General features: G+C 59.6%; 12 protein-coding genes. 7 read left to right on the top strand and 5 right to left on the bottom strand.

The annotated features are described in order from the left end of the window. Window positions 1-519 precede the first annotated feature (519 nt). The 3 genes from QMK54_RS01120 to QMK54_RS01110 all read left to right on the top strand — a co-directional run bounded on the left by QMK54_RS01120 (window position 520) and on the right by QMK54_RS01110 (window position 2,163). A complete protein-coding gene (locus tag QMK54_RS01120) occupies window positions 520-810 on the top strand; it encodes a hypothetical protein (RefSeq protein WP_320401888.1) in 291 nt (96 codons plus the stop codon). Between the two features lie 409 nt (window positions 811-1,219). Continuing rightward, complete coding sequence (locus QMK54_RS01115) at window positions 1,220-1,519, top strand: hypothetical protein (RefSeq protein ID WP_320401887.1); 300 nt, start codon at window positions 1,220-1,222, stop codon at window positions 1,517-1,519. A 290-nt stretch (window positions 1,520-1,809) separates the two neighbouring features. Beyond that, the gene (locus QMK54_RS01110; RefSeq protein ID WP_223588928.1) at window positions 1,810-2,163 is read left to right on the top strand and encodes a DUF1493 family protein; all 354 of its coding nucleotides are present in this window, start codon (window positions 1,810-1,812) and stop codon (window positions 2,161-2,163) included. Window positions 2,164-2,259: 96 nt separating this feature from the next. Here the strand turns inward: QMK54_RS01110 and QMK54_RS01105 are convergent, their stop codons facing one another. The 3 genes from QMK54_RS01105 to QMK54_RS01095 form a co-directional block, all read right to left on the bottom strand. Next, window positions 2,260-3,801 (bottom strand): phosphoenolpyruvate carboxykinase, encoded by a 1,542-nt coding sequence (locus QMK54_RS01105; RefSeq protein ID WP_110661924.1) that lies wholly within the window; start codon window positions 3,799-3,801, stop codon window positions 2,260-2,262. A gap of 180 nt (window positions 3,802-3,981) precedes the next feature. Continuing rightward, window positions 3,982-4,884, bottom strand: a complete 903-nt coding sequence (gene hslO / locus QMK54_RS01100) for an Hsp33 family molecular chaperone HslO (RefSeq protein WP_110661923.1) — start codon at window positions 4,882-4,884, stop codon at window positions 3,982-3,984. Window positions 4,885-5,329: 445 nt separating this feature from the next. Further along, window positions 5,330-5,737: an RNA-binding S4 domain-containing protein gene (locus QMK54_RS01095; protein ID WP_223588926.1), complete on the bottom strand. Its 408-nt coding sequence runs from the start codon at window positions 5,735-5,737 to the stop codon at window positions 5,330-5,332. A gap of 234 nt (window positions 5,738-5,971) precedes the next feature. Here QMK54_RS01095 and QMK54_RS01090 point away from each other — a divergent pair, with 234 nt between their 5' ends. After that, window positions 5,972-6,433, top strand: coding sequence for an ATP-dependent zinc protease (locus QMK54_RS01090; protein ID WP_177409066.1), 462 nt, complete (start codon window positions 5,972-5,974; stop codon window positions 6,431-6,433). Continuing rightward, window positions 6,430-7,335 carry a 30S ribosomal protein S6--L-glutamate ligase gene (gene rimK / locus QMK54_RS01085; protein WP_007972871.1) on the top strand — a complete coding sequence of 302 codons (906 nt, stop codon included), beginning with the start codon at window positions 6,430-6,432 and terminating at the stop codon, window positions 7,333-7,335. Before QMK54_RS01090 ends, rimK begins: the two co-directional genes overlap by 4 nt. A 161-nt stretch (window positions 7,336-7,496) precedes the next feature. Here the strand turns inward: rimK and QMK54_RS01080 are convergent, their stop codons facing one another. Next, complete coding sequence (locus QMK54_RS01080; RefSeq protein ID WP_110661829.1) at window positions 7,497-8,810, bottom strand: ATP-binding protein; 1,314 nt, start codon at window positions 8,808-8,810, stop codon at window positions 7,497-7,499. Window positions 8,811-8,925: 115 nt separating this feature from the next. Further along, window positions 8,926-9,666, bottom strand: a complete 741-nt coding sequence (gene ompR, locus QMK54_RS01075) for a two-component system response regulator OmpR (protein ID WP_007972873.1) — start codon at window positions 9,664-9,666, stop codon at window positions 8,926-8,928. 360 nt (window positions 9,667-10,026) lie between these two features. Here ompR and QMK54_RS01070 point away from each other — a divergent pair, with 360 nt between their 5' ends. Next, window positions 10,027-12,351 carry a Tex family protein gene (locus QMK54_RS01070; RefSeq protein ID WP_110661830.1) on the top strand — a complete coding sequence of 775 codons (2,325 nt, stop codon included), beginning with the start codon at window positions 10,027-10,029 and terminating at the stop codon, window positions 12,349-12,351. Then, window positions 12,351-12,734, top strand: coding sequence for a PaaI family thioesterase (locus tag QMK54_RS01065; protein ID WP_223588922.1), 384 nt, complete (start codon window positions 12,351-12,353; stop codon window positions 12,732-12,734). The genes QMK54_RS01070 and QMK54_RS01065 overlap by 1 nt, the downstream gene beginning before the upstream one ends. Window positions 12,735-12,862: the final 128 nt, after the last annotated feature.

Raw genomic sequence — 12,862 nt, 5'->3', positions numbered from 1 at the left:
CGGAGTCAAAAGCCTAGCCGGCAATCACAGCGAATCGAGAAAAGGTCGGGGGCAAAAACGATACTGGATGATACAGCGAATGGCGGGACGGCAATCCACGGCTTCAGAGATGATGGGACTGTCAGATCGCCTTCGCGGGCAAGCCCGCTCCCACACGGATCTATGCCGTCCACAGACTTGAGTACGACTCAGATCTGTGGGGGCGGGCTTGCCCGCGAAGAGCAAGTACACCCACCACAAAACTCGAAACACCCGACATTGTCCGAGCCCCCCTCTGCCGAGACTTGGCGAGAAGCGACTGAAAACGCTGTAGGCATTTTTACCTCTCGCCCTTTCACGTTGAAAACCCACTTCCAACGTGTAGTCCCCTTCCTCAAAATATGACAAAACCCTTACAACGCGTGTCGATCTCAGCCGTCTTGTTCCGCAACGCCATACCCTCCTATAGTTTCCAGCGCGGCTGAAAACAGTGTCTCGGCCTGCCGGGAACACTTGCCGATTTCGCACAGGACTCAATCAATGAAAAAACCCGACTCACTGACAAACCGCTACCACCCACTCAAGACCCGCTACAGCGAAACCCCGGTGCTGGTCATTGATACCGAGGCCGACCCCTACGAGATCCTCGACGCCGCCCGACAACGCATCCGCGCCGCCAGCGACCTGCTCGAAACCCTTTATTGCACATGCTTCAAACAGGCCGAAGCGAGCGACATCCCCAAGATTATCAGCGCCCTGTACCTGCTGACCCAGGACGGCAACGACATGCTCGACATCGCCCGGCAGCGCTTGCCGAAACTCACCCTCTGAAGCCGCACCCATTCCCCCTGTAGGAGCTGGCTTGCCAGCGATGAACGATTATGCGGTGCACTGTGGATAACTCCGTCAGCAACGCCCTATAAAAGCTTCGGCACGGTCCTACAAAAGAAGCCAACTTGTCGGCTATCGATCACCAGTAACTCACTCCTATAGTCCGCAGTGTCGCTGCCAAATCAGCGACTCGGGCTTGGTCACTCGAATTAGATCTACGTACGCACCCGTTGTATGCTGCCGACGCTTTTTTGTGTCTGCACGCTATATGGCGGCTGTGTTTGGGATGCCTTCGGGCATGCCGGTTCTGTGCGTAGATCTCACCGGTTGACCAACCCGAACACAGTCGCCTCCCATCGATTGGTCACGATGATGGCGGTCCTTTCTGGCACATCCGAGATTGCACATCATGAACAAATGGAACCCGTTCACCAACGAACGCTATCTACCACTCCACACCAACCTCACCGATTCTCCGCCCCTGATCATCGACACAGAAGCCAACCCCCAAGACATCCTCGAAGCCGCCCTCCAGCGCATCCGGGCTTCCAGCGAATTGCTGCAAACCCTGCACTGCCAATGCTTCAAACACGGCGACCTCGAAGACATCCCGCACATCACCCACGCCCTCTACCTGCTGACCCAGGACGGCTGCGACCTGCTCAAAGTCGCCCAGCAACGCATGTTGAACTGGAAAGCCCCAGCCTGACGCCTGGCGTCGATAGACAAGCCGCACTCTCCGTGGGTGCAGGCTTGGTGGCATCCATGGGGGCGACCTTTACTTGGGTCAGTTAAAAGAAAAGGGAAACAAAGCATAACTGTGGCGAGGGAGCTTGCTCCCGCTGGGTTGCGAAGCGACCCTGAAAACAAGGACTGCTGCGCAGTCCAACGGGAGCAAGCTCCCTCGCCACAGGTTCAGTGCTCTGCCACTCCCCCCAAGTCTTTCCTCCAAACCCGACGACCTCTAAGATTCGGCTAAGCCCAACCGGACACCCCGCAATGAACCTCGCCCCCAACCTCCCCGACGACCACTTGATGCAGCAACTCATGCAACTGTTGCATGAAGAACTCGGCTTCCCCGAACGTAAAACCATCAACCTCGGCACCTCGATCAACTTCGACCTGGGCTGCAACGGTGCAGACGCCCGGCATTTGATCGAAACCCTGGAAGACCACTTCGCCATCGACTTCGTGGATTTCGACAGTTATCGCTATTTCCAGCCCGACGGTTTTGACGTGAATCTAAAGCGCAAGGCCAAGGGGCGCGGTGAGAAGATGCCTTTGACCATCGGCATGCTCTACCGGGCTATCAAGGCCCAACGCTGGGACACGGATGAACTCGAAGGCCTGTAACGGCCCGACGCATTCTGACTTGTCCGCGAAAAACTGAATCTCGCGCACAAAAAAGCCGCCCCAAGGGGCGGCTTCTTCGTTAGCTCAATCCAGCACTTACAACTTAGGACCAGCAGCCTTGATCGCGTCGCTCACTTCGAACTTCTTGAAGTTCTCGATGAACAGGCCGGCCAGTGCTTTGGCGGCTTCGTCGTAAGCGGCTTTGTCAGCCCAGGTGTTGCGTGGGTTCAGCAGGCCAGTCTCAACGCCCGGTACGGCCAGTGGCACGTCGAGGTTGATGGTGTCCAGGTGCTCGGTCTCGGTACCGATCAGCGCGCCGCTCTGGATCGCTGCGATCACTGCGCGGGTGGTCGGGATGTTGAAGCGCTTGCCGACGCCGTAGCCACCGCCGGTCCAGCCGGTGTTGACCAGGTAGACCTTGGAGCCGAAGCCGCGGATGCGCTTGATCAGCAGTTCAGCGTATTCGCCGGCCGGACGCGGGAAGAACGGTGCGCCGAAGCAGGTAGAGAAGGTCGACTTGATGCCGCTGCCCGAACCCATTTCAGTCGAGCCAACCAAAGCGGTGTAGCCGGACAGGAAGTGGTAGGCCGCTTGCTCTTCGTTGAGGATCGACACTGGCGGCAGAACGCCGGTCAGGTCGCAGGTCAGGAAGATCACAGCGTTCGGCTCGCCACCCAGGTTCTTCTCGGAACGCTTGGCAACGTGCTCCAGCGGGTAGGCGGCGCGGCTGTTCTGGGTCAGGCTGACATCGGCGTAGTCGGCGTGCTTGGCGTCGTCGATTACAACGTTTTCCAATACCGCGCCGTGCTTGATGGCTTTCCAGATAACTGGCTCGTTCTTCTCGGACAGGTCGATGCACTTGGCATAGCAACCGCCTTCGATGTTGAACACCACGCCTTCGCCCCAGCCGTGTTCGTCGTCACCGATCAGGTAACGGCTTTCATCGGCGGACAGGGTGGTCTTGCCAGTGCCGGACAGACCGAAGAACAGGGTCACGTCGCCCTCTTCGCCGATGTTGGCAGCGCAGTGCATTGGCAGCACGTCAGCGGCCGGCAGCAGGAAGTTCTGCACCGAGAACATGGCTTTCTTCATCTCACCGGCGTAACGCATGCCGGCGATCAGCACTTTCTTCTGTGCGAAGTTGAGGATCACGCAACCATCGGAGTTGGTGCCGTCACGCTCTGGCACGCACTCGAAGTTGGCAACGTTGAGCACTTGCCACTCATCACGGCCAGCCGGGTTGTACTGGGCCGGGTTGATGAACAGGCAACGACCGAACAGGTTCTGCCAAGCGGTCTGGGTGGTCATCTTCACGGCCAGGTAGTGCTCGGAAGCCGCACCTACATGCACGTGGGAAACGAAATGCTCTTGCGCGTTGTTGAATGCCTCAACGCGAGCCCACAGGGCGTCGAACTTGTCGGCCGGGAACTTGCGGTTGATCGGGCCCCAGGCGATGGCGCCCGTGGTGCTCGGCTCATCAACGATGAAACGATCGACTGGCGAACGGCCGGTACGGTGACCGGTACGAACAACCAGTGCGCCGGTATCGGCAAGCTCGCCTTCACCGCGGTTGAGGGCTTCTTTAACCAGATCATCAACACTCAGATCGGTGTACACGGCGTTATTGGCTTGCGTCATGAGGTTCCCCGTCGGCCAGTGGCCGAGTGCTCCAAACGTTTTTGTAGTAGAAAGTCGTGCACTACTACCGCGAAAAAAGTGGGCCGGATTATGCCAGAAAAGCCCAAAAAGAGTAGGCCCCTCCTGTCGTAACGGCGTTAATCCGGCGCAACGCAGTGAATTTACCTGCGCTGAACCGTTTTAGTGACGGGTATCTGACGGCGTCTCGATGCCCGCACCAACGAACAATTGAGTGACATCGGCCGCGTCGAACAGATAGCGCTGGTTGCAGAACTGACAATCGACTTCGATGTTTCCACCGTGTTCGACCACCAATTGTTGCGCATCTTCCATCCCCAGACTGACCAGCGCATTGGCCGAACGTTCGCGCGAGCAGCTGCAACGGAAGCGCAACTTCTGCACATCGAACAGACGAACCTGCTCGTCGTGGTACAGGCGATGCAGCACGGTTTCGTTGTCCAGGCTCAACAGCTCATCGGCGGTCAGCGTATTGCCCAGCGTGGTGATGTGCTGCCAGCTGGCGGCACGCTCGTCATCGTCTTTCAAGCGGTCGGCAGGCAGTTGTTGCAGCAACAGGCCACGGGCACGACGGCCGTCGGCGCAGAGCTTGATGCGGGTGCCAATCTGCTGGGACATGACGAAGTAGTTGGTGAAGCAGTCGGACAATGTTTCGCCATCCAGATCGACGACGCCCTGATAGCGCTGGCCCTGTTTCGGGTCGACAGTCAATGTCAGCGAACCATCCGGCATCAAGTCCGCCAGGGTAGCATCGGGGGCAATCCGGTCCGCGTCATAACGGGCCAGGCCGCGGATGTCGCGCTCGCTGGAGCATTCGATCATCAGCAGCGGGATCGGGCCTTCGGAGCGGGCCTGCAGGATCAGCAAGCCGTCGAACTTCAATGTGCCGACCAGCAACGATGCGGCCGCCATCAGCTCGCCGAGCAGTTGCGCGACCGGCTGCGGGTAGGCGTGTTTGGCCAGGACTTCGGCGTAGCTGAGCTCCAGCGAGACCAGTTCGCCACGGGTGTCGCTGTCATCGAAGATGAAGCGTTGGGTGAAGTCGTTATCCGCATGATCGGTCATAGGTCTGGGTATCTAAGTAGTGAAAATGGTTACAGGAAACAAAAAATTTGCCTTGCGCCACCCCGCGGGTGCGCAATGTTCAGCCATAAAAGGCATTTTATGAACAATCCGGGCCTGATCCAAGCAAGGTGGAACAAGCGCTGACGGAGTCCGGGTCGTTTCCCGCTCTGCACTGCTGGCAATGTGGTTATGGCCTACAGGTCAAAGACTGTGTGTGATTTTCGACGAGCGGCGGTTTGATCAACTTGATGCGGCCCGGGCGATCCACGCGATATGGGTGCGCGCCCCAGCAATTGCAAGTGTTCAGCTGAAGATGCGGTGGGGCCTGGCGAGTGCTGCGCACTCGTTCGCGGGCAAGCCACGCTCCCACAGGATAAGTACAACCCCTTGTGGGAGCGGGCTTGCCCGCGAAGACGGCCTACCAATCACTCGAGCAATATCTGCCTTACTCGTCATTGCTGCTGCCACGAAACTTGAACAAATCCCGCCGCTGCTTCTTGCTCGGCTTGCCGTCGGTGCTCACGCCCAGGGCCCCGGCCTTTCTTTGCGCCGCGGCCTCTTCGCGCTTGGCAATGCTGGCCTGGGTCTCGGCATACAAGGTCTGCGCTTCCGGCGCGCCACGACGTACAATCGACAACGCCTGAACCACCACCGTGCGCTCTTCGAAACCGGTGCGGATCACAAACTCATCGCCGACGCGTGGCTCTTTGCCCGGCTTGCAGCGTTCGCCCCGGCAATGCACCTTGCCGCTTTCAATCGCCGCCTTGGCCAAGGCGCGGGTTTTGTAAAATCGCGCAGCCCACAACCATTTATCGAGGCGGACTTTGTCGTCCTCTTCGTTTTTTTGTGCCATGGAATTTCCTCATTCTGAAATATTGGTGAACTGTACTACCGTTTCTGTCGTACCAAGAATTTCCCCGGCTCGGACTACAATGCTGACATTCCATAACCTCCTGGCGGGGCTGGAAATCCGGGCCGTAGATATCTGTCGCCTTTTAATCATTATTCTGCGTGAATACCGCGAATCCGGCCGCGTGCGGCCCGAGCGGTTTCTACCGGTTGAGCACTTTTGAAGACATTTGACCATTTGACCGTTGTCGGTCTGCGCGAGTGGATAGCGCTCCCGGATCTGGGAGTCGCGGGCCTTCGGGCAAAAATCGACACCGGTGCCAGCACCTCAAGCCTCCACGCTACTGAAATCGAGCCGTTCGAGCGCGATGGTGAGCAGTGGGTGCGCTTTACCGCCCACCTGGGTTCCGTCGTCCAACTGCGCCACCGACGCTGCGAAGCACCGCTGGTGACGATGAAAACCATTAAAAGCTCTAACGGTCACGCGCAGGTGCGATATGTGATCAGCACCACCCTGGCCCTTGGTGATCGGGTCTGGCGGGTCGAGTTCACACTCGCCTGCCGCAAATCCATGCGCTATCGCCTGCTGCTCGGTTCCAAAGCCCTGATCGACGGCCAGTTGGTGGTCAATCCGGGCATCAAGTATGTACAAGACAAGCCGGTGTTCCCGGTATCTACCTCCTCCACAGGTGTTGCATGAAGATCGCTGTGCTGTCGCGGAATCCGCGTCTGTATTCCACCCGTCGTCTGGTCGAAGCCGGTACCGAACGTGGTCATGAAATGGTGGTGGTCGATACCCTGCGCGCCTACATGAACATCGCCAGTCACAAGCCGCAGATCCACTACCGCGGCAAGCCACTGGAAGGTTTCGATGCGGTGATTCCACGGATCGGCGCGTCCGTGACGTTCTATGGCTGCGCGGTCCTGCGCCAGTTCGAAATGATGGGGGTGTTCCCGCTCAACGAATCGGTGGCCATTGCCCGTTCGCGAGACAAGCTGCGCTCGCTGCAATTGCTGTCCCGTCGGGGGATCGGTTTGCCGGTGACCGGGTTTGCCCACTCCCCCGATGATATTCCCGACCTGATCGAAATGGTCAACGGCGCGCCGTTGGTGATCAAGGTGCTGGAAGGCACCCAGGGCATCGGCGTGGTGCTGTGCGAAACCGCGACGGCGGCAGAGTCGGTGATCGAGGCGTTCATGGGCCTCAAGCAGAACATCATGGTTCAGGAGTACATCAAGGAAGCCGGTGGTGCGGACATTCGCTGCTTCGTCGTCGGTGACAAGGTGATTGCAGCCATGAAGCGCCAGGCCAAACCCGGTGAGTTTCGTTCCAACCTGCATCGCGGTGGCAGCGCGAGCCTGATCAAGATCACCCCGGAAGAGCGTATGACGGCGTTGCGTGCGGCGAAGGTCATGGGCCTGGCGGTGGCGGGTGTGGATATCCTGCGCTCCAATCACGGGCCGTTGGTGATGGAAGTGAACTCGTCGCCGGGGCTTGAGGGGATTGAGACCACCACCGGGAAGAATGTGGCGGGGATCATCATTGAGCATCTGGAAAAGAATGGTGGGCCGAATATGACTCGGACCAAGGGAAAGGGCTGAGGCTCATCTACTGTGGCGAGGGAGCTTGCTCCCGCTGGAGGCCGAAGGACTCCCAAATCCCACAATCGTGTTCTTGTACTTCAGACACGGTTGTCTGGTTTTGCGGCTGCTGCGCAGCCGAACGGGAGCAAGCTCCCTCGCCACAAAGGCCTCTGTGTTTTCTAAACGGCATCCCGCGGCAACATCAACCCCAAAGGCAAGCGCACCCGCGCCTCCAGCCCACCACCCGAACGGTTGCGCAACTCAACATTGCCGCCATGCATCGAAGCAATCCGCTTCACGATCGCCAGCCCTAACCCGGTGCCCTTGCCACCGCGTGCACGATCACCACGGGTGAACGGGTTGAAAATCGCCTCCAGCTCCGAGGGATCAATCCCGGCGCCACGGTCCATGACGCTCAGCACCACGTATGGCGCGGCGGTGTCACCCGAGACATAGGCCGCCACTTCCACACCGCTGCCCGCGTGATGCAACGCATTGCCGATCAGATTGTTCAGCAGTCGTTTCATCGACACACGACGCAACGGAAACGGCTGGATCGGCTCCAGGCGCAGCCGTACTTTTTCTTCATTCTGGTTGTAGGGCGCAGCGACCTCGCGGACCAGGTCGCTCAGGTCAACTTCTTCCACCGACTCGTCGCGCCCGTCGCGAATGAACGCCAGGAACTGATCGAGAATCGCGTCCATGTCTTCGATGTCGCGCACCATGTCGTCGGTCAGGTCGGTGCGATCGCCCATCAATTCCAGGGACAGGCGCAAGCGGGTCAACGGCGTGCGCAAGTCATGGGAAACCCCGGCCAGCATCAGTTCACGCTCGCGACCGGCCTGTTCGACGTCTTCGGCCATCTGGTTGAAGGCGCGGTAGACCTCGGTCATCTCACTCGGTGTATCGCTGATCGGCAGGCGCACGCTGCGACCCTGACCGAGTTGCCGCGCGGCGTACACCAGGCGTTTTAGCGGCTGGTTGAGCTGGCTGACGAAGATCCATGCCGCCGCAGTGGACAGCAATCCAATAGCGAGGAACCAGCCAAGCACATTCCAGATTTTCTGACCGCGCAGTGGATGCGGATACAGCGGAACCTTGAGCCAGCCTTCACCCAGGCTTGGCGCTCGAACCCATAACGCTGGCGGCGCATGCATGCGCAATCGCACTTCCGTGTCAGCCCCCAGCTCAGCCTGCATTTGCCGCTGATAGATCTCACTGTAGGGCCAGTGTTGTTCGCCCTCCGGCACCCCGGCCCCCACCACTCGTATCAGGGGCACGGCACCAGCGATCTTGTCACGGTTTTCTTCATCGGCAGCCCAATAGGCGCGTAGCGTCAGGGCGACACCATGGCTGTACTGGCGATCCACCAGAACATCTTCGTTCATCAGCAGATAAACCAGGGTCAGCGCCTTGGAGAAGAGAACGACGATGAGCACCAGCCAAAGGGTGCGGGAGAAGAAGCTCTGGGGGAACCAAACGGGGGTTTTCATGGATAACCGTTAAACACTTGCAGGAGCGAGCGATGCTCGCACATTGCGGATCGCGAGTCTGCGGACAGGATCAATTGATCCGCTGTCCGCATGGCCCGTTCCTACAAATCGCCAATCACTTGGTGGCGGTACCATCTGGAACAAACACGTAACCCACGCCCCAGACAGTCTGGATGTAACGCGGTTTGGACGGATCGGGCTCGATCATCCGGCGCAGACGGGAAATCTGCACATCGATTGAACGCTCCAGGGCATCCCACTCGCGGCCACGGGCCAGGTTCATCAGTTTGTCGCGGGTCAGCGGCTGACGCGCGTTCATTACCAGGGCCTTGAGTACCGCGAACTCGCCGGTGGTGAGCATGTGCACTTCTTCGCCGCGCTTGAGCTCGCGGGTAGCCAGGGACAACTCGTAGTCACCGAAGGTCACGCTTTCGTCTTCGCTGCCCGGGGCGCCCGGCACCGGAGCCGACTGGCGACGCAGGACCGCCTTGACGCGAGCCATCAGCTCATCCGGGTTGAACGGCTTGGCCAGGTAATCGTCGGCGCCCAGTTCCAGGCCCTTGATGCGGCTAAGCTCGTCGCCCTTGGCGGTGAGCATGATGATCGGAATCTGGTTGTTCGCGTTGCGCAGGCGGCGGCAGGCGGTCAGGCCGTCTTCGCCGGGCAACATCAGGTCGAGGACGACCAGGTTGAACACTTCGCGTGCCAGCAGGCGATCCATTTGCTCGGTGTTCGGTACGGCGCGGGCGCGGTAGCCCTTGCTGACGAAAAAACGTTCCAGCAGGCTACTCAGCCCCGGATCGTCGTCAACGATAAGAATTTTCTCGCCTTCAGCAGTTTGTGCAGTGCTGCTCATTGGATGCTCCTTTGATCTCGGCGCGCATTATGGCGTAGCTGCCGTTATACGCACCGTGTGCATTGTTAGCAGATTTTTCCTTTAGTGCCAGAAAACCGGCCATTGCACTGGCAATCCGTGATGCCCCCGAATGCCGTAACGCTGGTTATAATGCGCGGCCTTTTGTGTCAGGCAACATCAGACAGGTACTACAGGCGGACGCGAATTATTTTTATCGCGTCAGCAGTAATTGTTCGATTTCACGGGTCAACGCAATGCCTGTTGACCCAGGCAGCGGCGCTGGCCAGGCCGCTCAACCAGACTCGCGAAGGCCCTATTCCGCGCCTGCGAGCCTGCTTTCACAATTTGTCAGGTGGTTTTATGGACAGCATCAACAGCCGCATCGCCGAGGAACTCGGTGTACGCCCACAACAGGTCGAAGCGGCCGTCGCGCTACTCGATGAAGGCTCTACCGTTCCCTTCATCGCCCGTTACCGTAAAGAAGTGACCGGCAGCCTCGACGATACGCAATTGCGTCATCTGGAAGAGCGCCTGCGCTACCTGCGAGAACTCGACGAACGGCGTATCAGCATCCTTGCCAGCATCGAAGAGCAAGGCAAGCTGACTCCGCAACTTGAACGCGACATCAAGCTCGCCGACACCAAGACCCGTCTCGAAGACTTGTACCTGCCGTACAAGCAAAAGCGCCGCACCAAGGGCCAGATCGCCCTGGAAGCCGGCCTCGGCGAACTGGCTGACGGCCTGTTCAACGACCCGTCCCTGAGTCCGGAAACCGAAGCCGCGCGTTTCATCGACGCGGAAAAAGGCGTGGCCGATGTGAAGGCCGCCCTCGAAGGCGCCAAGTACATCCTCATGGAACGCTTCGCCGAAGACGCCGGCCTGCTGGACAAACTGCGCAACTACCTCAAGCAGGAAGCCACCCTCAGTGCCCGCGTGATCGCCGGCAAGGAAGAGGAAGGCGCCAAGTTCCGCGACTACTTCGAACACGACGAACCACTGAAAAGCATGCCGTCGCACCGCGCGCTGGCGATTTTCCGTGGCCGCAACGAAGGCATTCTCAGCTCCGCGCTGAAAGTCGGCGACGAACTGCCGGGCACCATGCATCCGTGCGAAGGCATGATCGGCCAGCAATTCGGCATCCAGAACCAGAACCGCGCCGCCGACAAATGGCTGGGCGAGGTGGTGCGCTGGACCTGGAAGGTCAAGCTCTACACCCATCTGGAAACCGACCTGCTGGGCGAGCTGCGCGATGGCGCGGAAACCGAAGCGATCAACGTTTTCGCCCACAACCTGCACGACCTGTTGCTGTCGGCCCCGGCCGGCCCGCGCGCCACTTTGGGCCTCGACCCGGGCCTGCGTACTGGTTGCAAGGTCGCCGTGGTCGACTCCACTGGCAAGCTGCTGGATCACGCCACGGTTTACCCGCATGTGCCGCACAACAAGTGGGACCAGACCCTCGCCGTGCTCGCCGCCCTGTGCGCCAAGCATTCGGTGGACCTGATCGCCATCGGCAACGGCACCGCCAGCCGCGAGACCGACAAGCTGGCCGCCGAGCTGATCAAAAAATACCCGGCCATGAAAATGACCAAGGTCATGGTTTCCGAGGCCGGGGCTTCGGTTTACTCTGCGTCGGAGCTGGCTTCCAAGGAATTCCCGGACCTCGACGTGTCGATCCGTGGCGCCGTGTCGATTGCCCGTCGCCTGCAAGACCCGCTGGCCGAACTGGTGAAGATCGATCCGAAGTCCATCGGCGTCGGCCAGTACCAGCACGACGTATCGCAGCTCAAACTGGCCCGAGGCCTGGATGCAGTGGTCGAGGACTGTGTGAACGCCGTCGGCGTGGACGTGAATACCGCTTCCGTGGCGTTGCTGGCGCGAATCTCCGGCCTCAACGCGACCCTGGCGCAGAACATCGTCAGCCACCGTGACGAGCACGGCGCGTTCAAGACCCGCGCCGCGTTGAAGAAAGTCCCGCGCCTGGGCGAAAAAACCTTTGAACAGGCCGCCGGATTCCTGCGCGTGATGAACGGCGACAATCCCCTGGACGCCTCAGCGGTGCACCCGGAAGCCTATCCACTGGTGCAGCGTATCGCCGCCGAGACTGACCGCGATATTCGATCGCTGATTGGCGACAGTGGTTTCCTCAAGCGCCTGGACCCGAAAAAATTCACCGACGAAACCTTCGGCTTGCCAACTGTCACCGACATCCTTCAGGAACTGGACAAGCCCGGCCGCGACCCACGTCCCGAGTTCAAGACCGCCGAGTTCCAGGAAGGCGTCGAAGACCTCAAGGACCTGCAACTGGGCATGATCCTCGAAGGCGTCGTGACCAACGTGACCAACTTCGGTGCTTTCGTCGATATCGGCGTGCATCAAGACGGTTTGGTGCATATCTCCGCGCTTTCGGAGAAGTTCATCAAGGACCCACGAGAAGCGGTGAAGGCCGGTGACGTGGTGAAAGTGAAGGTCATGGAAATCGACATCCCGCGCAAACGCGTGGGCCTGTCGATGCGCATGAGCGACACCCCGGGCGAGAAAATCGACGGCGCTCGCGGCGCGCGTCCGGGGTCGGCGCCACGCCAGTCCCAGAACACTGCACCGCGCAAGGAAACCACGGCAGCGGCCCCGAGCAACAATGCCATGGCTTCGCTGTTCGCCAATGCCAAGCAGTTGAAGAAACGCTGATGGACATCCCTGCCGGTTACACCGAAAGCGCCTTTTTCAAGCTGCTGGGGTGTCGCTTGCACAGCCTGGAAACCGGGGTGGCGCAAGTCGCCCTGGGGCTGGAGCCGCAACTGCGCAATCGCGCCGAAAAGATGCACGGCGGGGCCTTGTTCAGCCTGGTGGACATTGCCATGGGGCTGGCCTGTTCCAGCACCCACGGCTTTGACCAGCAGAGCGCGACCATCGAGTGCAAGATCAACTACATCCGCGCCGTCTCTGACGGCGAGGTGATGTGCACGGCGCGGGTGATCCACCCGGGCCGCCGCACATTGGTGGTCGAGGCCGATGTGATGCAGGGCGACAAACTGGTCGTAAAAGCACAAGGCACGTTCGCTGTCCTGTAGCTAGACGTCATCGATTTGAGTTAATTTCGGCGTTGTGATCGCAGCGTCGAGCTTTTCTGTGGGAGCGCCTGTGGCGAGGGGGCTTGCCCCCGTTTGAGTGCGTAGCACTCACAATATCTTGGAACATC

The organism is Pseudomonas sp. P5_109 (assembly GCF_034009455.1).
GTDB lineage: Bacteria > Pseudomonadota > Gammaproteobacteria > Pseudomonadales > Pseudomonadaceae > Aquipseudomonas.
The sequence above is the reverse complement of the archived record's forward strand: the minus strand, read 5'-3'. Positions and strand labels throughout refer to the sequence as shown.